The sequence below is a fragment of the Telluria sp. GW821-FHT07G12 genome (assembly GCF_059418525.1).
Genome location: NZ_JBWKQA010000007.1, coordinates 218,767 through 237,049, shown reverse-complemented (window position 1 = coordinate 237,049; position 18,283 = coordinate 218,767). Strand labels below are relative to the sequence as shown.

The 18,283-nt window shown below is 63.2% G+C and carries 20 protein-coding genes; 12 read left to right on the top strand and 8 right to left on the bottom strand.

Annotated elements, in window-relative coordinates:
- Window positions 1–31 precede the first annotated feature (31 nt).
- Window positions 32–805: a peroxide stress protein YaaA gene (gene yaaA / locus AC07PE_RS23355; RefSeq protein WP_498769004.1), complete on the top strand. Its 774-nt coding sequence runs from the start codon at window positions 32–34 to the stop codon at window positions 803–805.
- Between the two features lie 127 nt (window positions 806–932).
- Window positions 933–1,937: a S41 family peptidase gene (locus AC07PE_RS23350; protein WP_498769002.1), complete on the top strand. Its 1,005-nt coding sequence runs from the start codon at window positions 933–935 to the stop codon at window positions 1,935–1,937.
- 38 nt (window positions 1,938–1,975) lie between these two features.
- Here AC07PE_RS23350 and AC07PE_RS23345 read toward each other — a convergent pair whose 3' ends face one another.
- On the bottom strand, window positions 1,976–2,815 hold the full coding sequence (locus tag AC07PE_RS23345) for an outer membrane protein assembly factor BamD (protein ID WP_498769000.1): 840 nt from the start codon (window positions 2,813–2,815) through the stop codon (window positions 1,976–1,978).
- 99 nt (window positions 2,816–2,914) lie between these two features.
- Between AC07PE_RS23345 and AC07PE_RS23340 the strand changes: the two genes are divergently transcribed.
- Window positions 2,915–3,931 carry an RluA family pseudouridine synthase gene (locus AC07PE_RS23340; protein ID WP_498768998.1) on the top strand — a complete coding sequence of 339 codons (1,017 nt, stop codon included), beginning with the start codon at window positions 2,915–2,917 and terminating at the stop codon, window positions 3,929–3,931.
- Entirely contained in the window at window positions 3,931–4,719 is a 789-nt protein-coding gene (pgeF, locus tag AC07PE_RS23335; RefSeq protein WP_498768996.1) for a peptidoglycan editing factor PgeF, read from the top strand. The genes AC07PE_RS23340 and pgeF overlap by 1 nt, the downstream gene beginning before the upstream one ends.
- Here pgeF and AC07PE_RS23330 read toward each other — a convergent pair.
- Window positions 4,712–4,918, bottom strand: coding sequence for a hypothetical protein (locus tag AC07PE_RS23330; RefSeq protein ID WP_498768994.1), 207 nt, complete (start codon window positions 4,916–4,918; stop codon window positions 4,712–4,714). The genes pgeF and AC07PE_RS23330 overlap by 8 nt on opposite strands.
- A gap of 55 nt (window positions 4,919–4,973) precedes the next feature.
- Here AC07PE_RS23330 and phaC point away from each other — a divergent pair, with 55 nt between their 5' ends.
- From phaC to AC07PE_RS23305, 5 genes are all read left to right on the top strand, one after another.
- Window positions 4,974–6,731, top strand: a complete 1,758-nt coding sequence (gene phaC / locus AC07PE_RS23325; protein WP_498768991.1) for a class I poly(R)-hydroxyalkanoic acid synthase — start codon at window positions 4,974–4,976, stop codon at window positions 6,729–6,731.
- Between the two features lie 183 nt (window positions 6,732–6,914).
- Window positions 6,915–7,472 carry a polyhydroxyalkanoate synthesis repressor PhaR gene (gene phaR / locus AC07PE_RS23320; protein ID WP_498768989.1) on the top strand — a complete coding sequence of 186 codons (558 nt, stop codon included), beginning with the start codon at window positions 6,915–6,917 and terminating at the stop codon, window positions 7,470–7,472.
- A 114-nt stretch (window positions 7,473–7,586) separates the two neighbouring features.
- Window positions 7,587–9,458: a tetratricopeptide repeat protein gene (locus tag AC07PE_RS23315; protein WP_498768986.1), complete on the top strand. Its 1,872-nt coding sequence runs from the start codon at window positions 7,587–7,589 to the stop codon at window positions 9,456–9,458.
- Between the two features lie 109 nt (window positions 9,459–9,567).
- Window positions 9,568–11,016, top strand: coding sequence for a 30S ribosomal protein S12 methylthiotransferase RimO (rimO, locus tag AC07PE_RS23310; protein WP_498768984.1), 1,449 nt, complete (start codon window positions 9,568–9,570; stop codon window positions 11,014–11,016).
- Between the two features lie 141 nt (window positions 11,017–11,157).
- Window positions 11,158–12,318, top strand: coding sequence for a cystathionine beta-lyase (locus tag AC07PE_RS23305; protein ID WP_498768982.1), 1,161 nt, complete (start codon window positions 11,158–11,160; stop codon window positions 12,316–12,318).
- Between the two features lie 63 nt (window positions 12,319–12,381).
- Here the strand turns inward: AC07PE_RS23305 and AC07PE_RS23300 are convergent, their stop codons facing one another.
- Together AC07PE_RS23300 and trxC are read right to left on the bottom strand one after the other, a co-directional pair.
- Entirely contained in the window at window positions 12,382–12,762 is a 381-nt protein-coding gene (locus tag AC07PE_RS23300) for a DUF4870 family protein (RefSeq protein ID WP_498768980.1), read from the bottom strand.
- Window positions 12,763–12,819: 57 nt separating this feature from the next.
- Window positions 12,820–13,263, bottom strand: a complete 444-nt coding sequence (trxC, locus tag AC07PE_RS23295) for a thioredoxin TrxC (protein ID WP_498768978.1) — start codon at window positions 13,261–13,263, stop codon at window positions 12,820–12,822.
- Between the two features lie 101 nt (window positions 13,264–13,364).
- Between trxC and AC07PE_RS23290 the strand changes: the two genes are divergently transcribed.
- The 3 genes from AC07PE_RS23290 to AC07PE_RS23280 are packed head-to-tail and all read left to right on the top strand — an operon-like array spanning window position 13,365 to window position 15,341.
- Entirely contained in the window at window positions 13,365–14,135 is a 771-nt protein-coding gene (locus AC07PE_RS23290) for a DUF72 domain-containing protein (protein ID WP_498768976.1), read from the top strand.
- A 6-nt stretch (window positions 14,136–14,141) separates the two neighbouring features.
- Complete coding sequence (locus tag AC07PE_RS23285) at window positions 14,142–14,885, top strand: Mut7-C RNAse domain-containing protein (protein ID WP_498768974.1); 744 nt, start codon at window positions 14,142–14,144, stop codon at window positions 14,883–14,885.
- A gap of 51 nt (window positions 14,886–14,936) precedes the next feature.
- The gene (locus AC07PE_RS23280) at window positions 14,937–15,341 is read left to right on the top strand and encodes a hypothetical protein (RefSeq protein ID WP_498768971.1); all 405 of its coding nucleotides are present in this window, start codon (window positions 14,937–14,939) and stop codon (window positions 15,339–15,341) included.
- Between the two features lie 110 nt (window positions 15,342–15,451).
- Here AC07PE_RS23280 and rrtA read toward each other — a convergent pair whose 3' ends face one another.
- The 4 genes from rrtA to AC07PE_RS23260 form a co-directional block, all read right to left on the bottom strand.
- Window positions 15,452–16,060: a rhombosortase gene (gene rrtA, locus AC07PE_RS23275; RefSeq protein ID WP_498768969.1), complete on the bottom strand. Its 609-nt coding sequence runs from the start codon at window positions 16,058–16,060 to the stop codon at window positions 15,452–15,454.
- Window positions 16,053–16,883, bottom strand: a complete 831-nt coding sequence (rhlP, locus tag AC07PE_RS23270) for a rhombotarget lipoprotein (RefSeq protein ID WP_498768967.1) — start codon at window positions 16,881–16,883, stop codon at window positions 16,053–16,055. The genes rrtA and rhlP overlap by 8 nt, the downstream gene beginning before the upstream one ends.
- Window positions 16,884–17,006: 123 nt before the next feature.
- Window positions 17,007–17,534: a hypothetical protein gene (locus tag AC07PE_RS23265; protein WP_498768965.1), complete on the bottom strand. Its 528-nt coding sequence runs from the start codon at window positions 17,532–17,534 to the stop codon at window positions 17,007–17,009.
- 20 nt (window positions 17,535–17,554) lie between these two features.
- On the bottom strand, window positions 17,555–18,283 hold the full coding sequence (locus tag AC07PE_RS23260; protein WP_498768963.1) for an ABC transporter ATP-binding protein: 729 nt from the start codon (window positions 18,281–18,283) through the stop codon (window positions 17,555–17,557).

Below are 18,283 nucleotides of genomic sequence, written 5' to 3'. Positions count from 1 at the left end.
CAATTCTACCGGTTGTACACGTTTCCTACCTATGCTGATCGTACTTTCGCCCGCCAAATCGCTCGACCTCGACTCGCCGCCGACCACCAAACAACGCACCACGCCGCAATTCATCGACCGCGCCGCGGAACTGATCCGGGTGCTGAAGGACTACTCGCCGGCCCAGGTCGGCGAGCTGATGGACATTTCCGACCCGCTGGCGGTACTGAACGTGACCCGCTACGCCAGCTGGCATCCGGACCATTCCGACGCGCGCCAGGCGGTGATGTCCTTCGACGGCGACGTCTATACGGGCCTGGACGCGCGTAGCCTGAAACCGAAGGCGCTGGCCTATGTGCAGGACCACGTGCGCATCCTGTCCGGCCTGTATGGCCTGCTGCGTCCGCTGGACCAGATGCATCCCTATCGCCTCGAGATGGGCACCAAGCTGGCCAATCCGCGCGGCAAGGACTTGTACGCCTTTTGGGGCGAGACGGTGACGGGCGCGCTGAACGAGGTGCTGGCCGCGAACGGCGCGACGGCGCTGGTGAACCTGGCGTCGGAGGAATACTTCCGCTCGGTGAAGCCGAAGCTCCTAAATGTGCCGGTGATCACGCCGGTGTTCGAGGACTGGAAGAACGGCAAGTACAAGATCATCTCTTTCTTCGCCAAGCGCGCGCGCGGGATGATGGCGCGCTACGCGGCGGAGAAGGGGATTACCGATCCGGCAAAGCTGAAGAAGTTCGACGTGGACGGCTACGCCTTCGACAAGGCGGCGTCGACGGAGCGGGAGTGGGTGTTCAGGCGGCGTGTCGAGGCGCTCTGAAGCTCGGACCGGCCGGTCGCAGAACATGCACGGGTCGGCGCATTCGACTGGACCGGCGTGCCGCTATTGCCTAGGCTAAAGGCGTTCGCGTAACACGTCCAGCCTGGCTGCCATCGGGAGAAAAGAATTGAAAAGAAAATTCTTGGTCATATTGTCCGTTTTCTCCCTGGCGCTGATCGGCACGGCTGTCGCGCTGCCGGAGCGCTACTGGCCGTTTTCCAGCGAAGTAGTGGTCGACGGCCCGATGCGTGCAGAGGCGATCGACAAGCTGATTGCCGGGCTGAACCAGCATTACGTTTTCCCCGATACCGCAAGACAGATCGAAACGCTGCTGCGCAAGCGCCAGCGTGATGGCGCCTATGACAGGATGGTGAACGGCGAGCAGTTTGCCGCACAGCTCACGGCCGATATGGCTTCCGTGGCCCACGACCGGCACATGAAGGTCAAGTTCAGCCTCAAGCCCATGCGATCCAGACGCGCCTTCGAGGCGGTCGCCTACACAGGGGCTGCGCGAGTTCCCAACCGCAACTATGGCGTCGACAAGGTCGATCGACTGAGTCCCGCCATCGGCTACCTGCAGCTGTCCTCATTTCCGGCTGCTTCTCTTGTAGCGCCGAAGTACGCCTCCGCCATGGACAGATTGGCGGACACCGATGCGCTGGTCATCGATGTCCGCGGCAACCGCGGCGGATCGCCCGAATCGGTGGCGCTCCTGGTCAGCTATTTTGTCGACCGCCGTACCCGCCTGAACGACATCTGGTCGCGCGATTCCGGCGTGACGAGACAGTTCTGGACCGAAGACAGACTCGATGGCAGACGCTATGGCGGCAAGAAGCCTGTGCTCATTCTGGCCGGTCCGGGCACGGGGTCAGCGGGCGAAGATTTCACTTATACGATGCAGGCCCTGAAGCGCGCCACGGTGATCGGTGAGCCGACCTGGGGCGGCGCCCATCCGGTCGCGTTTTATCGCCTCGGCGAGCACTTTTATGCCGGCATCCCGAACAGCCGCAGCATCAGCCCGATTACCCTCACGAACTGGGAGGGTTCAGGGGTCAAGCCCGATGTCGCGACGCCATCGGCCAATGCGCTTGCGGTGGCGAAGGAGCTGCTGCAGCGGCAGCTCGGGAACTGACGGCCAAAATAAAGCCCGCATCGAGCGGGCTTTGTGTTTTACTGCACAGCATCCTTCGGCGCCGGCTGCGGCCCCGATTTCGCCCAGAACTTCCACCACGGCGCATCGCCGCTGCCCTTTCCGCCCAGGAAGTGGCTGTTCGGGTAGTTCTTCTGGAACACGCGCTGCGTATCGTCGCGCAGGTCGAACATGCCCAGCTTGTCGTAGGCGCGGATCATGATGAACAGCGCTTCCTCGCGCGCCGGCGCATCCGAGTAGTCGGTCACGGCGCCCTGCGCACGGTTCAGCGCGGCCAGGTACGCGCCGCGGCGGTAGTAGTAGTTCGCCACGTGGACTTCGTAGGAAGCCATCGCGTTGATCAGGTAGTTCATGCGCAGGATCGAGTCCGCTGCGTATTTGCTGTTCGGGAACTTGTCGACCAGTTCCTTGAAGGCGGCGAAAGCTTCGCGCGTCGCTTTCGGGTCGCGTTCGGTCGGGTCCTGGGCGTAGATGAAGCTCATGAAGCCGATCTGATCGTTAAAGTTGATCAGCCCGCGCAGGTAGTACATGTAGTCGACTTGCGGGTGGTTCGGGTGCAGCTTGATGAAGCGTTCCACCGCAGCAAGCGCCTCGGCCTGGTCCTGGGCCTTGTAATGGGCGTAGGCGATTTCCATCTGCGCCTGCGTCGCATAAGTGCCGAAGGGGTAGTTGGTTTCCAGCTTTTCGAACAGCTTGATGGCGGCTTCGTAGTGGGCGCCATCCATTTCTTCACGCGCCTCAGCGTATAATTTCGACGCTGACACGTTCTTGCTTTCGTCGGACTTACCCGGGAACAAACCGCAAGCTGACAAACTGAGCAGGGCGCACGTCACTACCAATACAGACAATTTTTTTTGCATGAGCTTTTTGCAAGAAAGTTTTTACCGAGATTCAACGAACGGCTGATTATAGCCGATGGGAACAACGTGATATTAAATGCTGCGCCGAATTCGGCGGAAATGATTTCTAACCCCGATTTGGACGACGATCTGGACGCCGAGTTCGCCCCCGAACCAGGGCTGGCGCCGAGCGGTGTCGACTTTTCGCCGATCACCCTGACTTTGGACCCGTCCCACTGCGGCCAGCGCCTCGACAAAGTCGTCGCCGGCCTGGTGCCGCAATTCTCGCGCAGCCGCCTGCAGCAATGGTTCGACGACGGCCACATCCTGGTGGACGGCAAGCCGGCCAAGGGCAAGGGCACGGCCTACGGCGACGAAACCGTCCTCGTGGTGCCGCAGCCGGCGCCCGAAGACACCGCCTTCACGCCGGAAGCGATGGAACTGAACATCGTCTACGAGGACGAGTCCATCCTGGTCATCAACAAGCCGGCCGGCCTGGTCGTGCACCCGGGTTCGGGCAACTGGTCCGGCACCTTGCTGAACGGCCTGCTGCACTACTGCCCGCAGCTGGTGTCGGTGCCGCGCGCCGGCATCGTGCACCGCCTGGACAAGGATACCAGCGGCCTGATGGTGGTCGGCAAGACCCTCGAAGCCCAGACCGACCTGGTGCGCCAGCTGGCGGCGCGCACCGTCAAGCGCGAATACTTTGCGCTGGTGTGGGGCACGCCGCGCCTGTCCGGCACCGTCGATTCGCCGATCAGCCGCCACCCGACCGAGCGCACCAAGATGGCGGTGTCGAACGCGCCGATGGCCAAGCCGGCGATCACGCACTACGAGCTGCTGGCGAAGGGCGAGCTGGACCGCCGTCCGGTCAGCCTGGTGCAGTGCCGCCTCGAGACCGGCCGCACCCACCAGATCCGCGTGCACATGCAGTCGCTGGGCTACAGCCTGGTCGGCGACACCGTGTACGGCAAGCCGCACCTGCTGTCCTTCTTCCACCGCCAGGCCCTGCAGGCGCGCCGCCTGGGCCTGACGCACCCGGCTACCGGCGAGCACATGGAGTGGGTCGTGCCGCTGGCGGCCGACTTCGCCGAGCTGCTCGCACGTTCCGGCATCGAAGAGCCGGAAGCGGCTTGATGCCGGCCCTCGATCCTGCGCAGGTGCTGTGGCCGGACTGGCTGGATCTGCCTGCGAACGTCGGGGCGCTGGCGACCACCCGCCTGGGCGGTGTCAGTCTTGCGCCATTCGACGATAGTCACGGTGGCGGCGGCCTGAATCTCGGGCGGCAGGTGAAGGACGATCCGGAGGCCGTGCGCGAGAACCGCGCGCGCCTGCAGGCGCTGCTGCCCGGGCATCCGGCCTGGATCGCCCAGGTGCACGGCGCCGACGTGGTCGATGCGCGCCTGGTGCAGCCGGGCGCGCCGGTGCAGACCGGCGACGCCAGCACTGCGGTCGATGCGGGCATCGTGTGCGCGATCCTGACCGCGGATTGCCTGCCGGTGCTGTTCGCCGATCTCGATGGCAAAGTGGTCGGCGCCGCCCATGCCGGCTGGCGCGGGCTGGCAGCCGGCGTGCTCGGCGCGACCGTGGCGCGCATGCGGGAGCAGGGCGCCGGCGAGATCACCGCCTGGCTGGGACCGGCCATCGGTCCGCAAGCCTTCGAAGTCGGCCCGGACGTGCTGGATGCCTTCCGCGCCGCGCTGCCGAATGGCGAAGCGGAAGAGGGCTTCCGTCCCTATCCCGGACGTGAAGGCAAATACCTGGCGGAGATGCCGCTGCTGGCGCGGCGCATGCTGGCCCGCGACGGCGTCACCCGCGTGCATGGCGGCAATCGCTGTACCTTCACCGAAGCCGATCGCTTCTATTCCTACCGCCGCGATGGCGCCGGCAGCGGGCGCCAGGCCAGTTTGATCTGGATTAAATAGGCGGGGTGTCGCTGCGCGTACGCTGCTGTGCTTCGCGCTTGCGCGCCCGCCCGCGCCGCCATGCTCCCGTCAGGTAAAAAACAAGAGATAATGGCAACATCCCGTAAAACAGGAAGGTCATGATGCCGGCCACGACGGAGGTTTCGGTGGCCGCCATCAGGGTGACGACATACATCCATCCGATGGCGACGATCCACATGGCTTTTTCCCTGGTTGCACGTTTGAATACCCGATTCTAAACAATGGATGCCGATATGAATACGCCCGAAGCACCTTCGCAGCCAGGCGCTGCATGGATGTCGCAGTTTTCCGATCCTTCTGTCTGGCAATCCTGGATGAAGTTCGCCGACCCTTCGGCCTTCAACGGGGGCATGGCCCAGCAGGCGGCGCCGGTGATGCGCATGCTGGGCGATTTCGGCGCCGGCCTGCCGCAGGCCAAGCTGGAATCCCTGCGCAATGACTATCTGCAGAAGGCGATGCGCCTGTGGCAGGACGTCATGAGCGGCAAGACGCCCGAGTTCAAGGACCGGCGCTTCTCGGCGCCCGAGTGGACCGCGAATCCGATGTCGGCCTTCAGCGCGGCGTCCTATCTGTTGAATGCCGAATTCCTGATGGCGATGGCGGAAGCCGTCGAGGCGCCAACGCGTGACAAGCAGAAGATCCGCTTCGCCGTGCAGCAGATCGTCGACGCGCTGTCGCCGGCGAACTTCCTGGCGACGAACCCGGAAGCCCAGCAAAAGATGATCGAGACCAAGGGCGAGAGCCTGACCAAGGGTCTGCAGAACATGCTGGCGGACATGCAGAAGGGCCGCATTTCGCAATCCGACGAAGCCGCCTTCGAAGTCGGCCGCAACGTCGGCATCACGCCGGGCACGGTGGTGTTCGAAAATGAACTGTTCCAGCTGATCCAGTACACCCCGGCGACGCCCACTGTGCACGAAGTGCCGCTGCTGATGGTGCCGCCTTGCATCAACAAGTTCTACATCCTCGACTTGCAGCCTGAAAACTCGCTGGTGCGCTATTTGGTCGAGCAGGGCAACACCGTCTTCATGATGTCCTGGCGGAATCCGGACCAGACGATGGCCGGCAAGACCTGGGACGATTTCGTCGATCAGGGCGCGATTACCGCCATCAATGTCGCTCGCGAAATCTCGGGCAAGGAAAAAGTGAACGTGTTCGGCTTCTGCGTCGGCGGCACCATCGCCGCTTCCGCACTGGCAGTCGAGGCGGCGCGCGGCAACCAGCCGGCGGCCAGCCTGTCCCTGTTCACGACCCTGCTGGACTTTGCCGACAACGGCGTGCTCGACGTCTTCGTCGACGAGACCCAGGTCGCGATGCGCGAACAGCAGCTGGCGAAGGGCGGCCTGATGCCGGGCCGCGACCTGGCCACTACCTTCTCCTCGCTGCGCCCGAACGACCTGGTGTGGAACTATGTCCAGCAGAACTACCTGAAGGGCAAGACCCCGCCGGCCTTCGACCTGCTGTACTGGAACGCCGACAGCACCAACCTGCCGGGCCCGATGTTCTGCTGGTATCTGCGCAATACCTACCTGGAAAACAAGCTGAAGGTGCCGGGCGCGCTGACGGTGGCCGGCGCCAAGGTCGACCTTGGCAAGATAGATTGCCCGGTCTTCGTCTACGGCTCGAAGGAAGATCACATCGTGCCCTGGGAAGCGGCCTTCGCCTCGATGAATCTGCTGAATCCGAAAAAGCCCAAGGCGAACCGCTTCGTGCTGGGCGCCTCCGGCCACATCGCCGGCGTAATCAACCCGGCTTCGAAGGGCAAACGCAGCCACTGGGTCAACCAGACAAATGGCCGCAACCGTCCGAAGAGCGCGGCGGAGTGGATGGCGGGCGCCACCGAGGTCAAGGGCAGCTGGTGGGCTGAGTGGGCCAAATTCCTGGCCGAGAACGGCGGCAAGGACGTGCCGCCGCCCGCGCAGCCGGGCAACGAGCGCTACCGGGCCATCGAAGCGGCCCCGGGACGCTACGTAAAAGCACGGGCAGACTGATTTCTTATCGGGAAGGCAACTTGCAAGATGAATAATCGAGTTGCCTACCGAATAATTGCTGCACCTGCGTTCGCAACGTGGTATTTTTACCGTCTATCCTCTTGGAATCGGAGACACCACGGACTGTACCCCGGCCCGTGGACCGCATAACAGAGCGCTGCGGCGCAATATTTGGAACCTGAGATGAGCAGTGGAAAAAAGAGTAGCGAACGCCTGATCAAGAAATACCCGAACCGCCGGCTGTACGACACCCAGACCAGCTCCTACATCACCCTCTCCGACGTCAAGCAACTCGTGCTCGACGCCGACGAGTTCACGGTGGTCGACGCCAAGACCAGCGAAGACCTGACCCGCAGCATCCTCCTGCAGATCATCCTGGAAGAAGAAGCGCACGGCGCGCCGATGTTCTCCAGCGCAGTGTTGTCACAAATCATCCGTTACTACGGCCATGCGATGCAGGGCATGATGGGCTCCTACCTGGAAAAGAACGTCCAGGCCTTCACCGACATCCAGAACAAGTTTGTCGGCTCGGCCACCGGTACCTTGGAAGGCAAGCCGTTCTCGACCGAGATGTGGACCCAGTTCATGAACATCCAGGGCCCGATGATGCAGGGCATGATGAACAACTACATCGACCAGAGCAAGAACCTGTTCCTGCAGATGCAGGAGCAGATGCAGAGCCAGAGCAAGGCGATGTTCGGGACCTTCCCGTTCGGGGTGCCGACGGATACTAAGAAATAGCATCGTTTCCGTGTTAATGATTTTTTTAATTCCCTGCTCCGCAAATTACGCTGAGTGGGGAATTTGTTTTCGAACAGTAGTTTTAGTGAAGGTTCTGAAAGGAACTTCGGCTTCATGATTCTCTTCAGGCGTTTTTTCATTCTCCATTTTTTTATATTGCTCTTCAGTACCCATATCTGGGCTAATGCGGAGGCTGAGTCGGATAGTCATCCGAATGAGGCGAAGGCGCAGCAAGTCAATGATGACCTACAAAGCCGCTTAAATAAGTTAGAGGTAGAGTTTGCGGTTGAAAAGCAAACATCATCATTGATTAGTGAGTCTGTCGACAAGCGATTGGCGGACTTTAGTACTCTAGCAACGATGCAAGGCAGCCATACGTCGTGGGTCGGGAATTTGGTTGCCGTGTTTAGTGTTTTAATTACATTGTTTGTATTCGGCGCAGGTTTCATTACTTATTTTAGTGTGAGGAATCGTGCAATCCGTGAGGCCCAGGAAGTTGCTGAAGAATGGTTTAAGAAGAATGCCGAAGAGCTTAGTAATAAATTTCGCAACGTGGAAGAGCGTGTGAATAATGCGCTAACCTCAATTGCGGCCATTGAGGCGAAGGCGCACAGTGATGCGGCAGCTGCAAAACAACGATTCGATGAAACTCTTCAAGAAAAACTCCGCGAGGTTGACCGTACGTTCGAGGAAAAGCGTAAGACCAGAGATGGCAACAACGGCGGGAGTGTTGACGCCTCGCTAAATATAAGTCGTACATCAGCTGGTGACACGTCGCGCACATCTGATGCTGGTTCAGATGATCGTGCAGAGCTGCACTTCAAACAAGCATCGGAACTCGGTAGAAGTGGGGCGCATAGCGCTGCCGTGGCAGAATTCGATATTGCGATCCAGTATTCGAAGAACTCGTCTAGATTTGACCAAGCCAAATATGCTGCCTCTAAAGGTTTGGTTTTATTGCAAGCAAAAAAGTATGATGACGCCCTTGCAGTTTTCGAAAGTGTTGAGCATGAATTTTCGACCGATGAGGACTCAGGGGTTAAGGCGCAAGTAGCTTTTTCGCTTTTGGCGGCGAGTACGATTTACGAGCGCCGTAAGGAAAGCGAAAAGGAAAAGGCTGCGTTTGAGAATATTAAGAATCGCTACGTTCCTGGCGACTCTTCAGACATGAGATTCCTCTTGTCAACAGCGCTTTATAAACGTGCTCGAAAATTTGCTGCGTCGAAAGACTATCATAGCGAAGTCGAGGCACTCAATGAAATATTGTCGATATATGGCGAAGACGACTCTGAGGACATGCAACACCTCGTCGCCTCAGCGCTGTTCAGTAAGGCAGACGCGTTAGCAAAATTGGGCAAGTCTCTTGAAGCAATTGAGGTCCATAGGGAGCTTGAGAAGCGATTCGGCGATACACCTGACGATTCTGTGTCACAAGTTGTGGCCAAGTCCATGTTGAATCTCGCTATAGAATATAGAAAGGTTTCGAACTTAAATGAGGAGCTGCCTTTATATGATCGTATTGTCTCGCAATTTTCATCGAGCTCGTCAGACAAAATTCGCGATATAGCAGCAGACGCACTAGTGTATAAAGGGCTGCGGCTTGGAGGGTTGCAGCGTTTCAATGAAGAGATATCTACCTACAATGACCTTGATCGTCGCTTTGCAAACGACTCTAGTGATTTAGTCCGTGGTCGAGTGGCAGAAGGCCTCGCGCAAAAGGCGGTGTCATTTACCACCCTTGGAATGGACGAGGTTGCATTAGAAACGTTTGATGAGGTCGACCGGCGGTTTGGAGCGGACTCCTTACTTCGGACGAAAGTGACTGTCGCTGACGCAATCTTTAGAAAAGCGGAGCTGTTATCTCGACTGGCAAGAGTGGGAGAGGCACGAACCCTCTATCAGGAACTACAACGACGTTATGGCGAAGATCAGAACAAGAAATTGAAAGAAACTGTTAAAAAAGCAGCACATCGTTTGGCTGAATGAGCTCGGTGGTGAGCTGTCAGGAGTCGTATGTCTGAAGGATCGCGGGTACACGGAGTAGCGGCCTTCCTGTACAATCGCGGATTGCCCAGAATTTTCCGCCGCAATCCACATGCCTGAACTCCGCCGCAATCCGCTTTCCGCCTCCCAAGATTCCGCAGTCGCCGTTGCCGAGGCCCCGCCGGTCGTGATTCCGCCGGCCGCGCCCGGCGTCGCCGCGCCCAAGGTCGGCTTCGTCTCGCTCGGCTGCCCGAAGGCCCTGGTCGACTCCGAACAGATCCTGACCCAGCTGCGCGCGGAAGGTTACGAGACCGCCAATTCCTATGACGGCGCCGACCTCGTGATCGTCAACACCTGCGGCTTCATCGACGCCGCCGTGCAGGAATCGCTGGACGCCATCGGCGAAGCCCTGGCCGAGAACGGCAAGGTCATCGTCACCGGCTGCCTGGGCGCCAAGAAGGATGCGGTCGGCGACGACATCATCACCAAGGTGCACCCGAAGGTGCTGGCCGTGACCGGTCCGCACGCCGTCACCGAAGTGATGGAGTCGGTTCACCTGCACCTGCCGAAGCCGCACGACCCCTTCGTCGACCTGGTGCCGGACCACGGCATCAAGCTGACGCCGAAGCACTACGCCTACCTGAAGATTTCAGAAGGCTGCAACCACCGCTGCAGCTTCTGCATCATCCCGTCGATGCGCGGCGACCTGGTCTCGCGCCCGATCCACGAGGTGCTGAAGGAAGCGGAAAACCTGTTCAAGTCCGGCGTCAAGGAACTGCTGGTGATCTCGCAGGACACCAGCGCGTACGGCGTGGACGTGAAATTCCGCACCGGCTTCTGGAACGGTCGCCCGATCAAGACCCATATGACCCAGCTGGCCGAGGCCCTGGGCCAGATGGCCAAGCAGTACGGCGCCTGGGTACGCATGCACTACGTGTATCCGTACCCGCACGTCGACCAGGTGATCCCGCTGATGGGCGAGAACCTGGTGCCTTACCTCGACATCCCGCTGCAGCACGCGCACCCGGACGTCCTCAAGCGCATGAAGCGTCCGGCCAGCGGCGAGAAGAACCTGGACCGCATCCTTGCCTGGCGCAAGATGAACCCGGACCTCGTGATCCGCTCGACCTTCATCGCCGGCTTCCCGGGCGAGACCGAAGAGGAATTCGAATACCTGCTGGACTTCCTGCGCGAGGCGCAGATCGACCGCCTGGGCTGCTTTGCCTACTCGCCGGTCGAGGGCGCGACCGCCAATGAGCTGGCGAATCCGGTGCCGCAAGCGGTCCGCGAAGAGCGCCGCGCACGCGTGATGCTGCTGCAGGAAGAGATCTCGCTGAAGCGCATGCAGGCCAAGGTGGGCAAGAAGATCCGCGTGCTGGTCGACGAAGTCGGCCCGCGCGAAGCAATCGGCCGCTCGGCCGCGGATGCGCCGGAGATCGACGGCGTGGTGCACATCAAGCGCGCGCTGACCCCGGGCAAGGCCAAGCCGGCGGTGGGCGAGTTCATCGAGGTGATCGTCACGAAGGCCGATGCGCACGATCTGTGGGCGACCGTGGCGTAATCTATAATCGTTCGGGTATCACCACGTCGTTCCCGCGCAGGCGGGAACCCATGCTGAGCGTCCTGTTCAGTGCCGTATGGGTTCCCGCATCCGCGGGAACGACGTTTTTGGCGTCGTATTTTTGATTGCGAGTCACAAGCCATGAAGAAGTCCCTCCAGACCACCCTGATCCACACCGACTACGTCGCGCCCAAAGGCTTCGCAGCCTTCCCCAGCGCCATCCACCACGCCTCGACGGTCCTGTTCAAGGACGTCGCCAGCATGCGCAGCGGCGAGTGGAAGAACAAGAACGCCTATACCTACGGCCTGCACGGCACGCCGACCACTTTCACGCTCGAAGCCCGCCTGGCCGAGATCGAAGGCGGCAATCACTGCCTGCTGGCGCCGTCCGGCCTGGCCGCGATCGCCATGGTCGACCTGGCGCTGCTGAAGTCCGGCGACGACGTCCTGCTGCCCGAGAACGTCTACAACCCGAACCGCGAACTGGGACGCTGGCTGAGCGCCGACTTCGGCATCACCGCGCGCTACTACGATCCGCTGATCGGCGCCGGCATCGCCGACCTGATCCAGCCGAACACGAAGCTGATCTGGACCGAGGCGCCGGGCTCGGTGTCGATGGAAGTGCCGGACCTGCGCGCCATCTGCGCCGCGGCGAAAGCGAAGGGCGTGCTGGTCGCGCTGGATAACACCTGGTCGGCCGGCATCGCCCTGCGCGCCTTCGACCTGGGCGTCGACATCGTCATGCAGGCCCTGACCAAGTACCAGTCGGGCGGCTCGGACGTGCTGATGGGCGCCGTCATCACGCGCGAGAAATCCCTGATCGACCGCATCGCGCTGGCCCACATGCGGCTCGGCATGGGCGTCAGCGCCGACGACACCTATCTGGTGCTGCGCGGCCTGCCGACCATGAAGCTGCGCTTCGACGCGCACGATGCGGCCGCGCGCAAGGTGGCGGCCTGGCTCAAGCAGCGTCCGGAAATCGCGAAGGTGCTGCACCCGGCCTTCGAGGATTGCGCCGGTCATGAGAACTTCAAGCGCGACTTCACGGGCGCGGGCGGTCTGTTCTCGGTGCTGTTCGATGCGCGCTATACGGAAGAGCAGACCGACCGCTTCGTCGACGCGCTGGACTTTTTCGGCATCGGCTACAGCTGGGGCGGCGCGAACAGCCTGGTGATGCCCTACCGGATCCAGGGCATGCGCCCCAACTGGCCGGATGCGGGCATCCTGGTGCGCTTCAATATCGGCCTCGAGGACACCGACGACCTGATCACCGACCTCGAACAGGCCTTTTCGAAGCTCTGACGTGGGCTCGGGGAGCCCACCCTACCGGACCGTAGGGTGAGCACCCGGTGCCCACGCATGACATCACACCGGCATCGGCCGGTTGTTATTCAGCTCCAGGAAGCCGCGGATGATCCGGTAAGCCATCCACAGCCAGGCCGCGGCGCCGATCAGCCAGGCCAGCGGCAGCGCCAGTCCAAGTGTGATGACGCCGATGGTCAGCGCGAACATCCAGGCCACGCCCATCCACAGGACGTAGAACCAGAACGAGCGGATCATCCAGGTGTGGTGGGAATAGACCATGGTCCCTGCCGTCTCCGGGCGCCGGATGTAGTTCACGATCAGGACGATGATGTTCAGCAGGCCGAGCGAAAAGAAGAAGGTGGCCGCGTGGGCGATGTAGAGGATGCGGGCGAACTGCTTCGCATCCTCGGTGCCGCGTTCGTAGACAAGTTCCTGGGACATGACATTCTCCTTCCGGATGAGTAGGGGGCGTCGCTTCGACGGTAGTTGAACGCGCGCTCAGGCGGCGCGCGCCTTGGATTGCACCCAGGACACAATGCTGCCGGCATCCATCGCCCCGGCCTGGCGCGCCACCTCCTGGCCGCCCTGGAACAGCGCGATGGTCGGGATGCTGCGGATCCCGAACAGCCCGGCGATGTCCTGCGACGCTTCCGTGTCCAGCTTCAGCAGGCGCACCTGCGGTTCGAGGCGGCCGGCGGCCTGGGCGTAGGCGGGCGCCATCATGCGGCAGGGCCCGCACCAGGCGGCCCAGAAATCGACCAGCACCGGGATGTCGTTGCGGCTGATATGGCGCGAGAAGCGGGCGCTGTCCACATCCAGCGGCTTGCCTTCGAACAGCGCCTTGGTGCATTTGCCGCAGACCGGCTGGTCGGCGAGGCGTTCGTTGGCGACGCGGTTGACGGCGTCGCAGTGGGGACAGACGATGTGCAGCGGGTCGGTCATTGCAATCTCCAGCGGATATCGGTTGTTCATATTGTACGGCCCGCGCGCGGACCGTGCCGGCCGTGCGACGTGTGCCGGGCGTCCCGGCATAGAATCAGCCCATGAGCGACAGCACAAGCATACAAGCCGGCTCCACGGGTGCGCGCCTGATCGGCTGCGCCGGCTGGAGCCTGCACAAGGACGTGGCCGCCGAATTCCCGGAAGAGGGCAGCCACCTGGAGCGTTACGCGGCCGTGTTCCCGGCTGTCGAGATCAACTCTTCCTTCTACCGCCCGCACCAGCCGCAGACCTATGCGCGCTGGGCCGCCGGCGTGCCGCCCGACTTCCGCTTCTCGGTCAAGCTGCCGAAATCGATCAGCCACGAAGCGCGCCTGCGCGACGCCGACGATCTGCTCGACCGCTTCGCCTTCGAGGTCAATCACCTCGGGCCCAAGCTCGGCTGCGTGCTGGTGCAGCTGCCGCCCAAGGGCGTGTTCGACGAAGACGCGGCGCGCGATTTCCTGCCGCGCCTGCGCGAACGCGTGGGCTGCATGCTGGCGCTCGAGGCACGCCATCCGACCTGGTTCTCGGACGCCGCCACCGCCGTGCTGCGCGAGCATGGGGTCACGCGCGTGATGGCCGATCCGCCTGCCGGCCAGCCCGGACCGCACGTGCCGGTCACCGCCGCCAGCTACATCCGCCTGCACGGCACGCCCAAGGTCTACTACTCCAGCTATTCGCCGGAATTTCTGCGCGAGGTCGAGCAGCGCATCGCCGCCCTGACGGCAAACGGCGCCGACTGCTGGTGCATCTTCGATAACACGGCCGCCTTTGCCGCGGTGCCGAACGCGCTCGAGGTGCTGCGTGCTTTACAGCCAGCCGCCATCGTTTGAACCATTATGGTATGCGCCATCTTCCGCTTCTACGGTAATTTGAACGACTTTCTGCCGCGCGAGCGGCGCCAGATCGACATCGCCACGCCCTGCGCGCGCATGGCCACGACCAAGCACATGATCGAGGCGCTGGGCGTGCCGCATACCGAGGTCGAACTGCTGCTGGTGAACGGCGAGGCGGCCGGCCTCGATCTGCTGCTGGAAGAGGGGGACCGCGTTGCCGTCTACCCGCGCTTCACCCGCCTCGACGTCGCCGACCTGGCGCCCGCGCCGACCCTGCCGCCGGGACGCCTGCGCTTCGTCGCCGACGCCCACCTCGGCGGACTCGCGCGCCTCTTGCGAATGGCCGGGTTCGACACTATCTACGACAATAGCCTGCGCGACGACCAGGTCGAGGTGCTGGCGGTGGAAGAGGAACGGGTGGTGCTGACGCGCCACCGCGAACTCCTCAAGCGCCGCAGCATCGACTACGGCTGCTACGTGCACGCGCTGAAGGCCCAGGCGCAGTTGCGCGAAGTGTTCGAGCGCCTGGGGCTGGCCGAGCGGGCGCGCCCGTTCACGCGCTGCCTGCACGACAACGCGCCGCTGCGTGTCGTCGCCAAGGCCGAGGTGCTCGAGCGCCTGCCGCCGCAGGTGGCCGCCAGCCAGGAAGAATTCAGCACCTGCGACGTCTGCGGGCGCGTCTACTGGAAGGGCTCGCACTGGGAGCGCATGAGCGGCATGCTGGACCAGGCCGCGCGCAATGTTTGAAGACCAGCGTGATGTACACTATTCCGATCCTTTGCCCGACAGCGTGAGAGCATGTTGCAACAGGTAAGCTACCCCCTCCGTACCGAATGTCCGCCAGGCGCCTGCGTCTGCGACCGCGAGCGCCTGCTCGGCGAGCCCGATGCCGACCTGCGTCCGCTGCGGCTGACGCGCGTGGAGGAGCAGAAGCTGATCGAGCGCATCGAGGGCATCGCCAGCTACGAAGAGCTCAAGCGCCTGCAGGAAAGGATACGCGCCAACCTGGGCGTGGAGCTCAGGATCACGCCGAGTCCGAACGAGGTCCGCACCCTGCGTGGCATCGTCATCCTGCTGGAAGACCGGCCCGGCCTGTGCAAGAAGGTGCGCCAGTCGATCCCGGCCGCGGTGCGCAAGGCGCTGGAGCGGCATCCCGAGATCACTTATGCGATCCTGGATGCGAATGATTTGTTTGGCATGTAGGTTGCGCCGGCCTGCTCATCGCGATTACGGCTTGAGCCTTTAACAGATCGGCATCGACCACGCCGCCCCCATAGCCGACCGACGCATAGAACGCGCGGACTCGCGCCAGATCACTGCGATGCACGATCTCTACGCTGAGCATGGCGTTCCCGATATCGTGGCGACATGATGGCGTGCGCGGCGCAGGCACCCAGCAGCGCGCCCAGCAAATGGGCCTGCCATGCCACGCTCACGCCGGCGGGCAGGTCGGTGAAGGCGGCCGTATGGGCAAAGGCTTCCCACAAGGTCTTGCTGGCCAGGGCCAGCGCGGCGCACACGAGCACCGGACGGCTGACGGGATGACGGCGCCAGGCCAGTGCGCCGCCCAGCACGGCCGCCAGCACGGCGAGTCCCGAGGCGCCGCGGTACTCGTTGATGGCCGGCGCCAGCGCCAGCAAGCCGAGCGAGATCAGCAAGGCGCCGCCGCCCAGCACCAGCGCAAAGCGCCGCGAGCCGGCCGCCGGCTCGGCCACCATACCCATCGCGACCAGCACCAGCGTGTCAAGCCCGGCATGCGAGAACGAGTAGTGCACCAGGTGGCCGCTCCACAGCCGCCACAATTCCCCGTGCAGGATCGCCGCGCGCTCCCAGGCGAAGCCGGCGGCGATGGGCTCTCCGGCGAAAGCGAGCAGCAGGCAGATGCTGCCGATCGCGCAGGTGACCGGTGCGCGCTTAAGCATGGCGGCGTCCGATGCACCAGGCCACGCCGACGGCCAGCAGCGCGCATAACCAACCGAAGCTGCCGGCGCCGCGCCCGCCACGGTACTGGCTGCGGTCGACCTCGATGCCCGGGTCGGACTTCGCGCGCTCCTTGAAGCTTGCCAGTTGCGCCTGCAGCTGCGGGATCATCTGGTCGACCGCCTGTACATAGCCGTCGGACTGCGCGCCGCGAATTTCCTTGCTGTAGCCGGCCAGCGTGGACGAGCCCTTGACCTGGCTGGTGCCCGGCGCGCGGAACAGCAGCTTGCGGCTGCGGACGTCGAACACGGCCGCGTCGACCATGGTCTGGACGTCGTACTGGTCGCCCTTGATCAGGTAGGCGCCGACCACGGTCCAGTACAGTACCGCGAGGCGGTTGCTGTCGTTGAAACGGATCTGGTCGTAGGACACCAGCGCGATCACGTCGACGTTGAACATGCGCGCCACCTGGTCCAGGTTGGCGAAGCCCCCGCGCGGGCGCAGGTAGGCGCTCGGGATCACCTCGATGCTGCCGATGTAGTCGTACTGGCCGAAGGATGCCTTCACGCGCTCCAGCAACTGGGTCTTCGCGGCTTCCGGCAGGCCGGCGCCATTACCGCCGCCGGGCGCGAAGGCGATCCCGACCCGCACCGGCAGCCGCAGCCGGGTGACGGTGGCCTCCATCTTCGGCGGTTCCTTGACGTCCGGGTAAAGGTAGTCGACGACGCTGCCGGCCTGGCGCGTGCCGCCGCGGTCGAAGGTCGATGCGCAGCCGCCAAGCGCGAGCAGGGCGAGGGCGCAGAGGAGGTGCTTGAAGCGGTTCATGCATGCCTTTCGATAAGGGCCGACGAGCGGCGGATCGGGGCATGATGACAGTGCTTGTCGAAAGATTACATCGAAGGATGTGGGGCGCAGGAATCTACGACCGCCGGTATCGCGGCGTGCTACCTAGACCGCCAGCTCCCGGATCGCGCCCACCAGCGTGTCGAGGTCCGCCGGCGTGGTGTACAGGTGCGGCGTGACGCGGACGCACTCGCCGCCCTCGGCCGAATCGGACAGCTTGCGCACGACGGTGAAGATGCGGTGCCGCGCCATCAGCCGCCGGGCGACCTCTTGGGCCGGCATGCCCTCGATGGCGAAGGCGCCGAGCGCGCAGTAACGGCGCGGGTCGCATGGCGTCAGCACCCGCACGCGCGGCAGCGCGCGTACCCGCTCCATCCAGTAGCGGCTCAGGTAGCGCAGGCGCGCTTCCTTGTTGGCCACGCCGACGCTCGCACAGAAGGCAAGGGCTTCCTCGACCGCGAGGATGGGTGCGGGCGGCACCACGCCGAAGTGCGCCAGTCTGGCGATGTCGCCGGCGCCGGCGCAGGGCGGCGCGCGCCGGCTCGGCCGGCATGCCGAAGTAGCCGTTTTCCAGGTTGATGAAGTCCGGCGACGGCGCGTATTGGGCGCGCACCGTGCTCTACCAGGCTTCATCGTCGCAGAGTATCTCCACCTCAGTGCGCGTGCCCGCCGCCCAGGTAGGCCGCCACCACCTTCGGATCGGTCTTGAGGCTGGCCGCCGGCCCGTGCACGGCGATGCTGCCGTTCTCCAGCACATAGCCGTAATCGGCCACGTTGAGCGCCGCCTGCGCGAACTGCTCGACCAGCAGCATGGTCACGCCTTCGGATTTCAGGCGCGCGATGATGCGGAAGACCTCGTCCACCAGGATCGGCGCCAGGCCCATCGAGGGTTCGTCGAGCAGCACGACTTCCGGATTCAGCATGACCGCGCGCGCCATCGCCAGCATCTGCTGCTCGCCGCCGGACAGGGTGCCGGCCAGCTGGGTGCGGCGCTCCTTCAGGCGCGGGAACAGTTCCAGTGCGCGTTCGAGGTCGTGCTGGATGTCGCCTTTCAGGCGGGCGCGGGTGAAGCGCGGGAAGGCGCCCAGCAGCAGGTTGTCGGTCACGCTCATGGTCGCGAACACGCGCCGGCCCTCGGGCGAGTGGGCCAGGCCCGCGCGCGCGATGCGGTGCGAGTCGAGGCCGGTGATGTCGCGGCCGTCGAGTTGTACGCTGCCGCTCTTCGGCTTGATCATGCCCGAGATGGCGCGCATGGTGGTGGTCTTGCCGGCGCCGTTGCTGCCGATGAGGGTCACCAGCTTGCCCTTCGGGACCTCGAGCGAGATACCGTGCAGGACTTCGACCTTGCCGTAGGCGGCGTGCAGGTTCTGGATGGCTAACAT

Bases quoted from the DNA above. Each gene is read 5' to 3' on its own strand.
- AC07PE_RS23330 (WP_498768994.1), bottom strand. From the start codon at position 4,918: ATGTGGATCGTCGCCATCGGATGGATGTATGTCGTCACCCTGATGGCG.
- AC07PE_RS23290 (WP_498768976.1), top strand. From the start codon at position 13,365: ATGAGCGACAGCACAAGCATACAAGCCGGCTCCACGGGTGCGCGCCTG.
- rimO (WP_498768984.1), top strand. From the start codon at position 9,568: ATGCCTGAACTCCGCCGCAATCCGCTTTCCGCCTCCCAAGATTCCGCA.
- AC07PE_RS23315 (WP_498768986.1), top strand. From the start codon at position 7,587: ATGATTCTCTTCAGGCGTTTTTTCATTCTCCATTTTTTTATATTGCTC.
- pgeF (WP_498768996.1), top strand. From the start codon at position 3,931: ATGCCGGCCCTCGATCCTGCGCAGGTGCTGTGGCCGGACTGGCTGGAT.
- AC07PE_RS23345 (WP_498769000.1), bottom strand. From the start codon at position 2,815: ATGCAAAAAAAATTGTCTGTATTGGTAGTGACGTGCGCCCTGCTCAGT.
- AC07PE_RS23280 (WP_498768971.1), top strand. From the start codon at position 14,937: ATGTTGCAACAGGTAAGCTACCCCCTCCGTACCGAATGTCCGCCAGGC.
- phaR (WP_498768989.1), top strand. From the start codon at position 6,915: ATGAGCAGTGGAAAAAAGAGTAGCGAACGCCTGATCAAGAAATACCCG.
- rhlP (WP_498768967.1), bottom strand. From the start codon at position 16,883: ATGAACCGCTTCAAGCACCTCCTCTGCGCCCTCGCCCTGCTCGCGCTT.
- AC07PE_RS23300 (WP_498768980.1), bottom strand. From the start codon at position 12,762: ATGTCCCAGGAACTTGTCTACGAACGCGGCACCGAGGATGCGAAGCAG.
- AC07PE_RS23260 (WP_498768963.1), bottom strand. From the start codon at position 18,283: ATGTTAGCCATCCAGAACCTGCACGCCGCCTACGGCAAGGTCGAAGTC.
- phaC (WP_498768991.1), top strand. From the start codon at position 4,974: ATGAATACGCCCGAAGCACCTTCGCAGCCAGGCGCTGCATGGATGTCG.
- AC07PE_RS23285 (WP_498768974.1), top strand. From the start codon at position 14,142: ATGGTATGCGCCATCTTCCGCTTCTACGGTAATTTGAACGACTTTCTG.
- AC07PE_RS23265 (WP_498768965.1), bottom strand. From the start codon at position 17,534: ATGAAGCCTGGTAGAGCACGGTGCGCGCCCAATACGCGCCGTCGCCGG.
- trxC (WP_498768978.1), bottom strand. From the start codon at position 13,263: ATGACCGACCCGCTGCACATCGTCTGTCCCCACTGCGACGCCGTCAAC.
- yaaA (WP_498769004.1), top strand. From the start codon at position 32: ATGCTGATCGTACTTTCGCCCGCCAAATCGCTCGACCTCGACTCGCCG.
- AC07PE_RS23340 (WP_498768998.1), top strand. From the start codon at position 2,915: ATGATTTCTAACCCCGATTTGGACGACGATCTGGACGCCGAGTTCGCC.
- AC07PE_RS23305 (WP_498768982.1), top strand. From the start codon at position 11,158: ATGAAGAAGTCCCTCCAGACCACCCTGATCCACACCGACTACGTCGCG.
- rrtA (WP_498768969.1), bottom strand. From the start codon at position 16,060: ATGCTTAAGCGCGCACCGGTCACCTGCGCGATCGGCAGCATCTGCCTG.